Origin of the sequence: Mammaliicoccus sp. A-M4 (assembly GCF_022386955.1) — a bacterium.
GTDB classification, from domain to species: domain Bacteria; phylum Bacillota; class Bacilli; order Staphylococcales; family Staphylococcaceae; genus Mammaliicoccus; species Mammaliicoccus lentus.
On the sequence record NZ_JAJNHH010000004.1, the window covers coordinates 97,084 to 110,284 of the forward strand.

Here is a 13,201-nt window from a genome sequence, read left to right on the forward strand (position 1 = left end):
ACTATTGGTCTCCTTCGATTGGATAATATTTTAAAATATTTAACCCATTTTCTTTAAGTTTTTCAGTTGGTAATTCATCTATACCTCTAATAACAATGCCATAAGTATTTTCAGTTCTTTGTTCTACTTTAACACTTCTATGGAAATCTATTATTGATTTAATATCTTCTCTTAATTGATCTTCATCTTTATTACTTTCTACAATGATAAAGTGACTATTTTTCAGAGGGAATTTCACGACATCATCTTCTACAATCTCTTTAGTTGCCTCAGTTTTTAGTTCAAAGTGTGGTGGCAATGTGTGTAAGTCTGATTCAAACTGTAGCGAAACATTCAATAAGTCAGATACAACTGCACTTCCAGTTGCTAAACTGCCTGCACCTTTACCATAGAACATAGTATCTCCTACTGCATCACCAATAACGTAAATAGCATTATACTCGTCTTCTACATGAGACATTTGATGGCTGTTCGGTAATAAAGTCGGTTTTACGCTTGCTACAACTTGACCATCTTCGAATTTACCTTGGCCTATAAGTTTAATTTTATAACCTAATTTTTCAGCTACTTTTATGTCTTCAATTTCGACATTCGAAATGCCTATTCTTTCTACATCTTCTAATGAAATAACTCTATTAAATGATAAATAGCTCGTAATAACTACTTTACGAGCTGCGTCTACGCCTTCAACATCATCAGTAGGATCTGCTTCTGCATAACCTAAATCTGTTGCAAGTTGTAGTGCTTCTTCATAAGATTTACCTTCTCGTGTCATTTGGCTAAGGATAAAGTTTGATGTTCCGTTAAAAATACCCATAAATTGATTAATATTGTTCGCGTTTAAACCATTATTAATTGCGTTAACAATTGGGATACCACCGGCAACACTTGCTTCATATTTTAACGCTACTTTATTTTTTTCTGCTAAATCTTCTAATACTCTTAAGTGAACAGCCAATAAATCTTTATTTGCTGTAATAACATGAATACCTTTAGATAAGAATGATTTAAGCCATTCTACAGTTGGTTCAATGCCACCCATAACTTCAACAACTATATCTAATTCATCATCATTTAAAATATCATCAATATTTTCAGTTAAATGATATCTTGAAGTATTAATCGCTCTTTTCTTTCCTATAGAGCTAACAAGTATATGTTTAATATGTATAGACTTTCCGATTGTGTCTTCTATTTGCTCTTTATTTTCTTCAATAATCTTCACAACTCCTGTACCTACCGTACCGAGTCCTAATACTGCTACATTTAATACTTTCATTTCCTCACTCACCTTAATATATTGTTCTTGTAAAAAATACAAATGTCTACTTGAAATAGACTCAACTTTATTATAGTATAAATTCATTAAAGATTTTTGTAAAGTTTGAATTATTTGAATTAATAGTAATATTAACACTATTCCAAGCTTTGTAAAGTAGTACAATAACAATACCCCCAGTAAAAGGACTGATAAAATGAAAGTTTCAAAATTCGGCGGAAGTTCCGTTGCTAATAGCACACAAATCAAAAAAGTATTAGACATTATTAATAGTGACGATGAAAGGAAAATTGTCGTAGTATCAGCACCCGGTAAACGTTTTAAAGAAGATGTAAAAACAACTGACTTACTTATACGTTTGTATGAAAAAATTATAAATAAGCTAGACTACACACATAAATTCCAACAAATCATTGAACGTTATCAAGAAATCGTAGTAGAACTAGAAATGGATGAAATCATTTTAGAACAATTAAAAAATGACTTAAATTGCTTAATTGATACTTACGAAGATAAACCTAAACGATTATTAGACGCATTAAAAAGTTGTGGTGAAGACTTTAACGCTCAAATCATCGCACAATACAATAATGATTTAGGTTTCCCTACTCGATATTTATCTCCAAAAGACGCTGGAATTATCGTTACTGATGAACCCGGTAACGCTATGATATTAGAATCTTCATACGAAAAAATTCATAAATTACGTGAATATGAAGAAACACTTATCGTCCCAGGTTTCTTTGGCTATTCAGAAAATGGGGATATTGTAACTTTCCCTAGAGGCGGTTCAGATATTACTGGAGCAATTTTAGCGAGAGGCATTGAAGCTAGCTTATATGAAAACTTTACAGATGTGTCCGGTATATTTAGAGCTAATCCTACTGTTGTATCTCAACCTGAAATCATACCTGAAATCACATATCGAGAAATGCGGGAACTATCATATGCTGGATTCGGAGTTTTCCATGATGAAGCTCTAGAACCATTATATAAAGATAGAATTCCTGTTGTGATTAAAAATACTAACAAACCTCATGACAAAGGAACATTTATCGTAAGTGAACGTGACATATCTAGTCTGTCACAAATCGTCTCAGGCGTAAGTTGTGACAAAGGATTTACGATTATCAATATAAAAAAATACTTAATGAACAGAGAAGTTGGATTCACAAGACGTGTGTTAAGCATATTAGAAGAAGAAAATATCTCTATCGAACATATTCCTTCAGGTATAGATAACTTAAGTATCATCATGAGAACAACACAAATAAGTGGTAAAGAACAAAATGTACTTAATAAAATAAGAAATCAAATTCAAGTTGATGAACTGACAATCGACTATGATTTAGCGATATTGATGATAGTTGGAGAAGGTATGAATCGAGCAATCGGAACAGCTGCAAGTGCAACAAATGCATTGAGCAAAAACAAAATAAACTTAAACATGATTAACCAAGGTTCTTCAGAAATATCTATGATGTTTGGTATCGATGAACATTATTCTGATATAGCCGTTCAAGCTATTTATGATGAGTACTTTACGAAACAACCAACTGAAGTTATTTAAAAATCAAGCTAAGCCAAATGAAATTGGCTCAGCTTGATTTTTTATATTCAGTGAAAGAAATATAAAAGCTCTAACGTGCTAGATATTTATCACTTGCACGTTACATTTTCTAACGAGCTAGACTTTTCTAACAAGCACGTTAGAGCTATATTTTCTATGATTTATATGTCATTTTACTTTAAATACATGTAATAAAGACTTCTAACGTGCTAGATATTTATCATTTGCATGTTACATTTTCTAACGAGCTGGACTTTTCTAACAAGCACGTTAGAACGAATGCACCTACCATTTTATAATGTGCTGACTTCCACTATAGGCTCGAGTCATACCTCCGACTTTCAAAATCGCAAAAGAGTCCGAGTATAAATGAATACTCCTAATCCATTGTTATTTAGAATTAATGGATTAGGAGTATTTTTTTGAATAAGGGATTTATGTCCCAGAATCATTATTATTTACTATGTTTCGGCTAATATAATGTGATTGAGCTTATCTGCACCAATAACTTTTCTGAGCATAAAAAATTGATAATAACTTAAATGCTGTATTAGCTTTTGATATTTGTAGATATCATCTTGTCTTAATTCATGATACAACTTATACATCATTTGTATTTCTGGCCTTAAATATTTCACGTCATATTCTAAGCTATGAAAGTATATTTTGTAATCATCAATTTCAATATTATGATCATGACTAAATTGCCACTTTTCATCTTTTGTTTCGTAAATGTATACTTTAATTATCCTCGCATTTGTTACCGGATCATAAATAAAGTATTTACTGTAATCTGACAGTTCATTTTCTGAGATATGCTCATATTCATTTAATGGTGTCTTCACAACAAATTGATAATTACGCTTTCTAAAGTAAGCATTTAATTCATCCATTTCTTCTCGACTTATTGTGATACCAATTATTTCTTTTATATGTGTACACTCATTCAAAAATAAATCTACAGCAAGTTCTCCACAAACAATATATTGCAAAGGATAGTCAGACATAATATTTTTCAATTCTTCTAATGTTAAATATTGTTCGTTAGATTCCATTTTCAACCTCCAAAGAAAGCGTTTTCAATTACTTTCATTTTAACAGATTTGGAATCTTTATCCAATAGGTAAGAAATAATTTATTCTTTACGATTTCGTGAATTTTCTTCACTAAATCCATTTGGATATCTTTTTTGTAATTTTTCGATATTACTCTGCCCTACTTCATCCATTTCAATATTGAGTGCTGTAGCACAACACGATATGTACCACATAACATCGCCTAATTCTTTTTTCAGCGCTGTCTTATCTAATTCATGACCATGGAATACATGTTTTTTGATTACATCTGCTACTTCGCCCGCTTCACCTGTTAATCCTAATGCACCATTAATTAAACTTTGAGTCGGGTCCTTATGAATATTTGACATTGTTCTTTTTGATAATTTTTGGTATTCATTTAGTTCCATTTCAATTACCTCTTTTTAATATGATTTTTCAATAGTTGTATTACTGCCTGTGTCCCGTTATCATCGTATCCTGCTTCGCTTAAAGCATCATAAACTTCTTTTGCTTTTAGCAAACCTGGCATATATAATCCCATCTTCTCACTTTCTTCAATTGCTAATTTCATATCTTTAATAAAGTGCTTTACGTAAAAGCCTGGTGCATAATCTTCTTTTACCATTCTAGGCCCAAGGTTAGATAAAGACCAACTTCCTGCTGCTCCATGTTCAATGGAATTAAATACTTTATTAATATCTAATCCTGCTTCTTCAGCATAAATAATTGCTTCTGCTACTCCTAACATACCTGAAGCAATAGCTATTTGATTTGATAATTTCGTATGTTGACCATTTCCGCTTTTACCTTGATATACTACATTTTTACCTAGCAAATTAAATATATCTTCCACTTGATTATAGGCTTCTTGATCTCCACCTACCATAATCGTCAACGCAGCATTTTTTGCGCCTACATCTCCACCAGAAACTGGTGCATCTAAACTTTTAATATTTCGTTCTTTTGCTTTTTCATAAATGTCGTGAGCTAAAGCAGGACTTGATGTCGTCATATCAATCACAATACTATTTGCTTTGGCATGATTTAAAATACCACCTTGACTTAAATAAATTGACTCAACATCTTTTGGATATCCCACTATAGATATTATAATGTCACTTTTTTCAGAAAGCGTAGCTATCGTGTCACACCAAGTTGCACCTTTTTCAACTAAATCATCTGCTTTAGACTTAGTTCTGTTATATACATTCACTTCATAACCTTTATCAATTAAATGGCCAGCCATTGATTTTCCCATGACGCCTGTACCTACGAACCCAATTGTTTTACTACTCATAAATCTTCCTCCTTAATAACTTCTTCATATTTGTATTATACCGATTTGTTAGAAAAATCAAAATTTTTAAAATTAAATAGGTCGATATTTCGTTGTATTGATTATTTGTAAATATTGTTTAACTAATATTAATAACGATATTGAAAAATTTAAAATAATTTAAAATTAATTGGGTTTTATTCAAAATTATTGTGGTATTTAAAGAATATTGATACATAAGTGTCAATCTCATTATCAAAATAAAGGAGTGTATTTTATGAAGAAATTTTTAATATTACTTTTATCTTCTTTTCTATTTTTAGCTGCATGCGGTAATGGCAGCGATAGTAAAGAAGATTCATCATCTGAAAAAGAGTCTTCAAGTTCAAAATCTGATGATAGCTCTAAATCAAGTGACAAAAAAGATTCTGAGAAAGACTCTAGTAAAGATTCAGCAAGTGGCTCTGAAGATAAGAGCTCTGATAGTAAGGCTAACAGTAGCGATAAAGATTCCTCTGATGATAGCTCTTCTACATCTTCTGATTCTAATTCAGATGACTCTAATACAGAAGATTCTAATTCATCATCTAATAGCGCTGAAAACTCAGATTCAAACACATCTGGAGATAGTTCATCATCTAATGAATCAAATAATAGTGATAACTCAGCTTCTAACAGTGAAGCAAATCAGAACGCTACAAATGAAAATAGTTCAGCACAATCGAACGATAATCAACAGCAAGCTGATGAAAGTAATTCTATGAATAACAACAACTTAAATAATAACGAAACTGTATCAGCTTTAGGTGCAGAACAAGCTCAGCAAATATATAATGAGTCTGGTGTAAACCCATACCTTAATTCTATCAATGCTGAATGGAGACAAGAATATAACGGCGGTCTAACTAATCCTGAAAAAGCTTCATTAAATGCTTTAGAAAAAGGTACTTATAATGGACCTGAGCAACCTGAATTATTCTATAATGCATTAGTAGAAATTCAACAACAATATGCACAATAAGGATTTAAAAAAAGCGTTAAGTCATCTAAATGACTTAACGCTTTTTTAGTAAAATTTATAATTTAATTCAACATGTACTGCTTAATTTGTTCTATAAAATAGTCTTTCATTTCATTAATAATCCAATCATCAGGTATGCCATCTACTGTTGTACGCCAGTTAGTATGCATTTCTAATGAACGATGAGGGCACTCAGTTTCACTAAATTCTAAATGTAATCTCACTGTATCTCTATTGGGCATTAAATTATAATCAGTCATATCTGCTGCTATGACTCTGAATGTTTCTTGCTCATTTAATAAAAATTCTTCATCTGAGCTCGAAAGTGATTCCAGTACCTCGTAACCTATATATTGTTCGTTACCTACTTCGTTTGCTGTATGCCAAGCAATATTTTCTCTATCAATTGCTTGCCATTGGTAATTACGATCAATGTAATAATGAGCAATACCTTGAATATATCTATCTTCCGGTGCGTCTTTTAATACTTCTCGCCATTCATTAGCATTTAATTCACTCGCATCATTATGAACAACAACACCTAATAATGGTTTTTCTCTTTTATCCATAGAATAATTGATATAATCATTTTGTGAGGCCATTTATATTCTCCCCTTTTTATTTCTTTTTATCATTTTAACATATAAAAGTATAAAACTTGAAACTGTATATCTTATCTCATACATGGTATGGTAATAAAAAATATTTCAGGAGGCATTACTCATATGACACAACATTTTCATAAGGGAATATTGTTTTATCATAAAGCTTCTGGCCAAGGCGATGTATACCAAGAGCTTGGTCAAATAACAGAAAACTTAACAAAATTCTGTGATGATTTAACAATTAAATTAAGTAAAGAAGAAGGAGACATTAAATCATTTTGCAAAGAAATAAGTAACAATAATTATGCTACACCTTATGATGTGTTATTTATTTTAGGCGGAGATGGTACTTTAAATGAACTTGTAAATGGTGTAGTTGAAAATAACATTCAACTACCTATAGGTGTACTTCCTGGCGGTACATTTAATGATTTCACTAAGACATTAAACTTATCACAAAAACCTATGCAAGCTTCTGAAGACTTATTGAACAGTCAAATTAAATCCTTTGATGTTCTAAGTGTAAACGGCGTGTATGCTCTAAACTTTACAGGTATTGGACTTATGGTTCAAAATGCTGAAAATGTACAATCTAACCAAAAAGAACTATTAGGTAAATTTAGCTATGTATTTTCAACATTAAAAACTGTTTCTAATCCGCAAATATATGATTATCATCTAATAGCTGATGAAAAAGAATACAGCGGTGAAACATCTATGATATTAATTGCTAACGGCCAACACGTAGGCGGCAATAGAATTCCATTAGAAGATTTATCTCCAAATGATGGCAATATGAACATATTCGTTTTTGAAAATCATAATTTTAGTATTATAAATGATTTCTTCAAAGTAAAAGATAGTATGAATTGGAATGAAATTAGCGACAGTATTACACACATTTCGTGTAAAGACGTGTATCTCAAAACAGATCCAGATGCTAGGTTAGATATCGATGGAGAAATTCAATATAATACACCTATTGAAGTCAAAGTATTAAAAGAACGTGTTAAATTGCTTTATTTGGATATGGAAGAATAAACAACATATAAATAAAAACAGCAAAATTCTTATATAAGAATTTTGCTGTTTTTTATTTTACAGGGCTATTAAGCCCTATTCTATTTTATTATGCGTATATATTACCATGTTCATCAGACGGTCTCAATAATGCGAGAACTGCGCTTATAAACGCGATGATATGAGGAATTCCCGTCCAACAGAATGCTAAGTGTAATAATCCTACAACTGGTTTTTGCGCGTAAAATTTATGAACGCCAAAGTTTCCTAATAAGATTGCTAAAGCAATATAAATCCATTTATTAACTAACATTGTACCCCTCCTTTAACTACACTTATTATTATAAAGTATTCTATTTATTAATACCCAATTTATACCTAACAAAATCTCTTATCATGTGACAATTTTGTTAGATTAAATAAGAAGGAGTGGTACAGAAATCTCATTTTAATAAATAGATTTCGTAGTCCCACCCCGGCAAGGATGACTAGGGTTGGAAAAAGCTTGATATAAGCGCATTTTCAATCCAGTCAGCTACTGCCATTATAATTAAAGAGGCTGAGACATGTATTTATGTCCCAGCCTCTACAAAATCACCAAGAGTGTTATCTTCTCTATTGGTAATGAATATTAAATTTAGTTACCTAAATATTGATTAAATTCACGAATAAATTGAGATCTACTATCATTAGATTGATATTTCAATCCGCCTAACATAATAGACTGACTACTAACTGTGATAAAATCATAATCAATTGAATGTTTTAAAAATATATTTTGAGCTTCTTCTTCATTGTATTTGTTCTCTAAATCTTCAAATACTAATATTTTTTTATCGAAAAACATAATTGCCTCCAAAAAAACTTAATATATAAATACTACAAAATATCTAAGCCCTATACTAGAGGCAAATCATGTAAATTATCACTTTTAAATACAAATCGTTATTTTTTAGTAGAATGAAATATCAAATTTTGATGTTTTTGAATGTTTTTGATTTATTTTGATTGTTATTAAATAAATATTATTTTTTTATAAATTCATCTTCTAAATGTGCCATCATTTTTCTAGCTTTTTCTAAACCTGGAGACTCTTTTTCCACTTCTGTTTGTTTAAGTTCGACAATATTTAAATCAATTTCATCTTTAAGTTTCGTCCATATTTTTTGGTATACTTGATCATCCATGAAAATTACCTCCTATAAATATCTTTCATATATTACTTTACCCTTTTGGTACCAACTCAATCATAGTATATTAGCAATATTTATTTTATGATACAATAATCGTTAATTAGAAAAGGAGTGAACTTTGATGGAATTTAGCACGGCAATAAAAAAAGGTTTAAAAGCCAATAAAAATGTATATATTATGACTGTTCATAATAATTTATTTAAAGTTGAAGAATTACTTAAAGATGGGTTTCAACATATTTTACTCGAAACACCAGATCATGTTATTAATGTAGCTAAAGAACATATTATATATGTACAGACTGATAAATAAATTAACACGAGTTTAATAATATATCATTTTATGCTGGGACATTTTTAAAGTTCTAGCATATTTTTATATAAAATCGATATTTCACTTTACAAAACAGAACATATGTTCGTATAATGTAAGTATTAACTATTCCAAGGAGTGTTCTGAAATGGATAAATACTTACATTTAATCGTTAATCGTTTTGAATCTTATATAACGTTTTTAGACCATTTTGAATCAACTAATGAAGCGGCTACCTTTATAAATGAATCTTTCATATATAATGAAATGAACAGAGTAGATCATTTATTAAAACATAACAAGAATTTAATAAACAACAAACGACGCGATTATGAATTATATTTTGTTGAATTATTCCATATTTATCACAATACAAAGTCATCACAACATCAATTCGAGACAATGTTATTTAGTTTAAAAAACGCCATTAAAGCTTTAAAAGAAACTTCTCATCATCATTTACAAAATCAATTATAGTTATCTTACTTAAAGATCATTAATATACCAAATACGATTAATAATATATATACGTATTTAATAAAAGATTTTGGATCTATTCTTTTGCTAATCATATTACCAAATAGCAACGTTAGTACAAGTAGAGGAATAACAATAATGAGCAAATACCATAATGATGGTGACCAAAATCCAGAAACACCATGACTCGTAACAATAAAGCATCCAGTTATAAAAAAGTGTACTTGAGAAATCTTTTTAAGATCAAATATATCCCACTTTTTCAAAGTACCATAAATAACGATTGGCACACCATGACTATTATAAGCGCTACCTAAAAGACCCGCTATAGTACCAGCAATATAATCAAATTGATTTGGTATTTTTTTATTCATTTGATAAACCTTTACAAATTGATTAATGAGATTAACTAGACCATATACTAATATAAAGATACCTAAGCACTTTACTATGACAGCTTCATCAGTCCATTTAACAATAAAAATTCCAATCGGTGCACCTATAATAGAACCAATTAGCAACCTTTTAATAATCGACCAATCAATGTCTTTTCGACTTTTAATAAATACAGGAAAAGCAACAAGAATACCAATTATTGCGACTATAGATACAGATAACTTAAAATCAATATTCAATAATGAAAGTAATGGCATCGTCACTAGCGCTTCACCAAAACCAAATATATTTCTTACTAGAGCACCTAACAAAATAGCAATTACTACTAGAATTAATAATGAAATATTCATAAGTTCCCCTTTAAATGTAACTTCAAAATACAAAAATGAGAGAGTCTGAGACAATTAATTATGTCCCAGACTCTTTAAAATAGTTATATCTATTATACCATTTCTAACACTTATATATAATTCATTATAATTAACATTCGAGTTATTTTAACATCAGTTGATAAAACACTAATGTTAACCAATTATCAAATTTAAACCCAACATTACTTAACGTACCAACGTGATTGAACCCTTTCTTCTTATGTAACGCTACACTACCTTCATTACTATCATCGATACCAGCTACCATCGTTTTATACCCTGCTTCAGTAGCAAGCGAAATAACTTCATCTAATAAAGCTGATGCAATACCTAACCTCTTATAACGTGGGTCAACATAAATAGAATGTTCAACAGTATATTGATATGCAGGCCAATTACGAAAAGGACCATAAGTAGCAAAACCAACAACACGGTTATCCCTTTCAAAAACAATTATCGGCAAACTATCGTTTCTTTTATTCTCGAACCAAACTTTACGTTCATCCAAATCCGTTTCATCATATGTATAAACAGTTGTAGTATTTACAATAGCGTCATTATAAATATCTAAAATATAAACTAAATCATTTTCAGTAGCATATCTAATCATAACCCGACCTCCTCTAAAACTTATTAAATTATACCAATTAAAAAGCATAAGTAAAATTTCTGTTAAAAAATATAACATGAATAGTAATGAGATATATAATAGAATTAGTGAGTTAGATTTGTATGTTTAAATTAATAAAATATATTTATAATTTAATTGTTTTTAATAATAATACGTTATTTTATTAATAATGATATAATGTTTATGTAATGACATTTAAGAGGTGAAGTTTATGAGTAAACAGAAGAGATTATCACGGAATAAACTTTTTAAAAAATTTTTATTTAACGCTCTCTTAGCTTTTTATCTTATCGCAGCTTTCTTAATAATAATTATTGCATTCTATAAAGATACTGAAATAATTACTGTAGGTTTTGCCGTAATATTATATACTCTTATGAACTTATATATTAAAAATAGTAATTACGATGACGACCAAAAAACTATAGATGAGAATATGACTGATGCCGGGTTAATTAGTTTAATGTCAGCTTATATATTATATAAATTATTTTTCATGGAAACAAATTTATTTACAACTAAAGCTGGAGAATCAACGTTTCAAGGAATATTATTCTTAATAATAACAATCGTATCGTTCGGATTAATAAATATAATATTAATTTCAAAACACAATCAAAAAAAGCATGATAAAAACTCAAAATAGCATTAATGCATACAAAGAATTTTAATATTATTTGAATGTTGAATTAAAATCAACCACTTAAAAATTAGACAACTATCTTTAAATTTTTATTGCCTTTTTTTGTCAATATGGTTATTATAATTATATAATTTAAATGAGCTTATATAGTTAGGAATAAGCAAGCTTAAAGAAAATTCATCCTCAATACTTATAGAAAACAGTAAAATTATATAAATAAAACAGTAAAAAGAGAGAAGAACTTGTTATTAAAATACAGTCTTCTCTCTTTTTTATTTTGATATTTTTTATTGAATAACTATATTTTAATTTAATTAATCACTTTAAGAAGTGTTTAATAAAAAATTATAAAGGAGAAGAAGTACGATGGGAAAAAATAAAAAAGATGAAGTTTTATATAATGAGAAAGGAGAACGTGTCATTATTAAAGAAAAAAAGAAAAATCCTTTACTAGTTGGTTGTTTAGGTCTAATCATAATAATTATCATAATAAGTGCTTGTGCTGCAGCTTTAGGTGGTGGAAACAATAATAAATCATCAAATGATAAGGCTGAACAACAAGAGAAAAAATCAAGTAAGAATAATGATGAGAAAAATAAAAATGAATCTACTAATCAAGAAGAAAAAGATAGCCCTAAAACAACAAGAGAACAAAAAGCTGCTTTGAAAAAAGCAGAAACTTATTCTAAAACAATGCATATGTCTAAAAACGGTATCTATAATCAACTTACGTCATCAGTGGAAGGATTTAAACCCGAAGACGCTCAATATGCGGTAGATCATTTAAAAGCAGACTATAATAAGAATGCTTTAGAAAAAGCTAAAGAATATGCTAAAACTATGAATATGTCTAATGATGCGATTCATCAACAATTAACTTCGACTATAGAAGGTTTTACAGCTGAAGAAGCACAATATGCAATAGATCATTTAAAAAATTAAAATCTTTATACAAAACAATGGGGTGTTATTAAAACTACCCTATTGTTTTTTATTTATTATATCATTTCAAATACTCACCTTTGTTCCTTGATGAAAGATCAACTTCCATTCATCTTTATATAAAACCCATATCGAACTTCTATTACTAGCCATGCCAGAGCTTTTGTTTACTAAAATATATTTACACAAATAACTATTATTTGATAATTGTACTTCGTTAAAATTCAATATTTCATACTCATTAGAATCTAAATCAACCTCAATAAAATCTTCTTTTTTAAATACCTTTCCAGATTGGCCAAATTCTTCAAATTCAGGATGAAGGATATCTAAATACTTTCCATTTTTTCTATTATCCGAATTCAAGTGAAAATATTCGTATTCGATCATAAAATACACCCTTTT

At 29.3% G+C, this 13,201-nt stretch carries 18 protein-coding genes; 7 read left to right on the forward strand and 11 right to left on the reverse strand.

The genetic code is table 11. The annotated features are described in order from the left end of the window. Position 1: 1 nt before the first annotated feature. Positions 2-1,279: a homoserine dehydrogenase gene (locus tag LQ682_RS05310; RefSeq protein WP_026023654.1), complete on the reverse strand. Its 1,278-nt coding sequence runs from the start codon at positions 1,277-1,279 to the stop codon at positions 2-4. Positions 1,280-1,475: 196 nt separating this feature from the next. Between LQ682_RS05310 and LQ682_RS05315 the strand changes: the two genes are divergently transcribed. Next, on the forward strand, positions 1,476-2,849 hold the full coding sequence (locus LQ682_RS05315; RefSeq protein ID WP_016999611.1) for an aspartate kinase: 1,374 nt from the start codon (positions 1,476-1,478) through the stop codon (positions 2,847-2,849). Between the two features lie 461 nt (positions 2,850-3,310). Here the strand turns inward: LQ682_RS05315 and LQ682_RS05320 are convergent, their stop codons facing one another. From LQ682_RS05320 to LQ682_RS05330, 3 genes are all read right to left on the reverse strand, one after another. Continuing rightward, positions 3,311-3,904 (reverse strand): hypothetical protein, encoded by a 594-nt coding sequence (locus LQ682_RS05320; protein ID WP_064205385.1) that lies wholly within the window; start codon positions 3,902-3,904, stop codon positions 3,311-3,313. An 80-nt stretch (positions 3,905-3,984) separates the two neighbouring features. Further along, positions 3,985-4,314 (reverse strand): nucleoside triphosphate pyrophosphohydrolase family protein, encoded by a 330-nt coding sequence (locus tag LQ682_RS05325; protein ID WP_218729299.1) that lies wholly within the window; start codon positions 4,312-4,314, stop codon positions 3,985-3,987. A gap of 5 nt (positions 4,315-4,319) precedes the next feature. Next, positions 4,320-5,204 carry an NAD(P)-dependent oxidoreductase gene (locus LQ682_RS05330; protein ID WP_239723975.1) on the reverse strand — a complete coding sequence of 295 codons (885 nt, stop codon included), beginning with the start codon at positions 5,202-5,204 and terminating at the stop codon, positions 4,320-4,322. A gap of 256 nt (positions 5,205-5,460) precedes the next feature. Here LQ682_RS05330 and LQ682_RS05335 point away from each other — a divergent pair, with 256 nt between their 5' ends. Continuing rightward, positions 5,461-6,204 carry a hypothetical protein gene (locus LQ682_RS05335; protein WP_070045258.1) on the forward strand — a complete coding sequence of 248 codons (744 nt, stop codon included), beginning with the start codon at positions 5,461-5,463 and terminating at the stop codon, positions 6,202-6,204. Between the two features lie 62 nt (positions 6,205-6,266). On the opposite strand, the gene LQ682_RS05340 is transcribed toward LQ682_RS05335, so the two are convergent. After that, on the reverse strand, positions 6,267-6,806 hold the full coding sequence (locus LQ682_RS05340) for a peptidoglycan recognition protein family protein (protein WP_239723977.1): 540 nt from the start codon (positions 6,804-6,806) through the stop codon (positions 6,267-6,269). 123 nt (positions 6,807-6,929) lie between these two features. Here LQ682_RS05340 and LQ682_RS05345 point away from each other — a divergent pair, with 123 nt between their 5' ends. Then, positions 6,930-7,850, forward strand: coding sequence for a diacylglycerol/lipid kinase family protein (locus LQ682_RS05345; RefSeq protein WP_016999616.1), 921 nt, complete (start codon positions 6,930-6,932; stop codon positions 7,848-7,850). An 88-nt stretch (positions 7,851-7,938) separates the two neighbouring features. Here the strand turns inward: LQ682_RS05345 and LQ682_RS05350 are convergent, their stop codons facing one another. From LQ682_RS05350 to LQ682_RS05360, 3 genes are all read right to left on the reverse strand, one after another. Next, a complete protein-coding gene (locus LQ682_RS05350) occupies positions 7,939-8,142 on the reverse strand; it encodes a TM2 domain-containing protein (RefSeq protein ID WP_017001237.1) in 204 nt (67 codons plus the stop codon). A gap of 324 nt (positions 8,143-8,466) precedes the next feature. Further along, entirely contained in the window at positions 8,467-8,676 is a 210-nt protein-coding gene (locus tag LQ682_RS05355; protein WP_017000444.1) for a hypothetical protein, read from the reverse strand. Between the two features lie 178 nt (positions 8,677-8,854). Further along, entirely contained in the window at positions 8,855-9,016 is a 162-nt protein-coding gene (locus LQ682_RS05360; RefSeq protein ID WP_017000445.1) for a hypothetical protein, read from the reverse strand. Between the two features lie 127 nt (positions 9,017-9,143). On the opposite strand from LQ682_RS05360, the gene LQ682_RS05365 reads away from it, so the two are divergent. Then, positions 9,144-9,335 carry a hypothetical protein gene (locus LQ682_RS05365; protein WP_017000446.1) on the forward strand — a complete coding sequence of 64 codons (192 nt, stop codon included), beginning with the start codon at positions 9,144-9,146 and terminating at the stop codon, positions 9,333-9,335. 148 nt (positions 9,336-9,483) lie between these two features. Then, entirely contained in the window at positions 9,484-9,813 is a 330-nt protein-coding gene (locus LQ682_RS05370; protein WP_017000447.1) for a hypothetical protein, read from the forward strand. A gap of 5 nt (positions 9,814-9,818) precedes the next feature. Here LQ682_RS05370 and LQ682_RS05375 read toward each other — a convergent pair whose 3' ends face one another. Continuing rightward, positions 9,819-10,559, reverse strand: coding sequence for a sulfite exporter TauE/SafE family protein (locus LQ682_RS05375; RefSeq protein ID WP_017000448.1), 741 nt, complete (start codon positions 10,557-10,559; stop codon positions 9,819-9,821). Between the two features lie 142 nt (positions 10,560-10,701). Beyond that, positions 10,702-11,190, reverse strand: a complete 489-nt coding sequence (locus LQ682_RS05380) for a GNAT family N-acetyltransferase (RefSeq protein WP_017000449.1) — start codon at positions 11,188-11,190, stop codon at positions 10,702-10,704. Between the two features lie 232 nt (positions 11,191-11,422). Between LQ682_RS05380 and LQ682_RS05385 the strand changes: the two genes are divergently transcribed. Together LQ682_RS05385 and LQ682_RS05390 are read left to right on the forward strand one after the other, a co-directional pair. Next, the gene (locus tag LQ682_RS05385; RefSeq protein ID WP_103269164.1) at positions 11,423-11,857 is read left to right on the forward strand and encodes a hypothetical protein; all 435 of its coding nucleotides are present in this window, start codon (positions 11,423-11,425) and stop codon (positions 11,855-11,857) included. Between the two features lie 363 nt (positions 11,858-12,220). Further along, positions 12,221-12,796, forward strand: coding sequence for an Ltp family lipoprotein (locus LQ682_RS05390; RefSeq protein WP_017000451.1), 576 nt, complete (start codon positions 12,221-12,223; stop codon positions 12,794-12,796). Positions 12,797-12,862: 66 nt separating this feature from the next. Here LQ682_RS05390 and LQ682_RS05395 read toward each other — a convergent pair whose 3' ends face one another. Then, positions 12,863-13,186 carry a nuclear transport factor 2 family protein gene (locus LQ682_RS05395; protein ID WP_017000452.1) on the reverse strand — a complete coding sequence of 108 codons (324 nt, stop codon included), beginning with the start codon at positions 13,184-13,186 and terminating at the stop codon, positions 12,863-12,865. Positions 13,187-13,201 lie beyond the last annotated feature (15 nt).

Bases quoted from the DNA above. Each gene is read 5' to 3' on its own strand.
- LQ682_RS05385 (WP_103269164.1), top strand. From the start codon at position 11,423: ATGAGTAAACAGAAGAGATTATCACGGAATAAACTTTTTAAAAAATTT.
- LQ682_RS05330 (WP_239723975.1), bottom strand. From the start codon at position 5,204: ATGAGTAGTAAAACAATTGGGTTCGTAGGTACAGGCGTCATGGGAAAA.
- LQ682_RS05315 (WP_016999611.1), top strand. From the start codon at position 1,476: ATGAAAGTTTCAAAATTCGGCGGAAGTTCCGTTGCTAATAGCACACAA.
- LQ682_RS05365 (WP_017000446.1), top strand. From the start codon at position 9,144: ATGGAATTTAGCACGGCAATAAAAAAAGGTTTAAAAGCCAATAAAAAT.
- LQ682_RS05340 (WP_239723977.1), bottom strand. From the start codon at position 6,806: ATGGCCTCACAAAATGATTATATCAATTATTCTATGGATAAAAGAGAA.
- LQ682_RS05355 (WP_017000444.1), bottom strand. From the start codon at position 8,676: ATGTTTTTCGATAAAAAAATATTAGTATTTGAAGATTTAGAGAACAAA.
- LQ682_RS05360 (WP_017000445.1), bottom strand. From the start codon at position 9,016: ATGGATGATCAAGTATACCAAAAAATATGGACGAAACTTAAAGATGAA.
- LQ682_RS05335 (WP_070045258.1), top strand. From the start codon at position 5,461: ATGAAGAAATTTTTAATATTACTTTTATCTTCTTTTCTATTTTTAGCT.
- LQ682_RS05345 (WP_016999616.1), top strand. From the start codon at position 6,930: ATGACACAACATTTTCATAAGGGAATATTGTTTTATCATAAAGCTTCT.
- LQ682_RS05310 (WP_026023654.1), bottom strand. From the start codon at position 1,279: ATGAAAGTATTAAATGTAGCAGTATTAGGACTCGGTACGGTAGGTACA.
- LQ682_RS05380 (WP_017000449.1), bottom strand. From the start codon at position 11,190: ATGATTAGATATGCTACTGAAAATGATTTAGTTTATATTTTAGATATT.
- LQ682_RS05350 (WP_017001237.1), bottom strand. From the start codon at position 8,142: ATGTTAGTTAATAAATGGATTTATATTGCTTTAGCAATCTTATTAGGA.
- LQ682_RS05375 (WP_017000448.1), bottom strand. From the start codon at position 10,559: ATGAATATTTCATTATTAATTCTAGTAGTAATTGCTATTTTGTTAGGT.
- LQ682_RS05390 (WP_017000451.1), top strand. From the start codon at position 12,221: ATGGGAAAAAATAAAAAAGATGAAGTTTTATATAATGAGAAAGGAGAA.
- LQ682_RS05320 (WP_064205385.1), bottom strand. From the start codon at position 3,904: ATGGAATCTAACGAACAATATTTAACATTAGAAGAATTGAAAAATATT.
- LQ682_RS05325 (WP_218729299.1), bottom strand. From the start codon at position 4,314: ATGGAACTAAATGAATACCAAAAATTATCAAAAAGAACAATGTCAAAT.
- LQ682_RS05370 (WP_017000447.1), top strand. From the start codon at position 9,484: ATGGATAAATACTTACATTTAATCGTTAATCGTTTTGAATCTTATATA.
- LQ682_RS05395 (WP_017000452.1), bottom strand. From the start codon at position 13,186: ATGATCGAATACGAATATTTTCACTTGAATTCGGATAATAGAAAAAAT.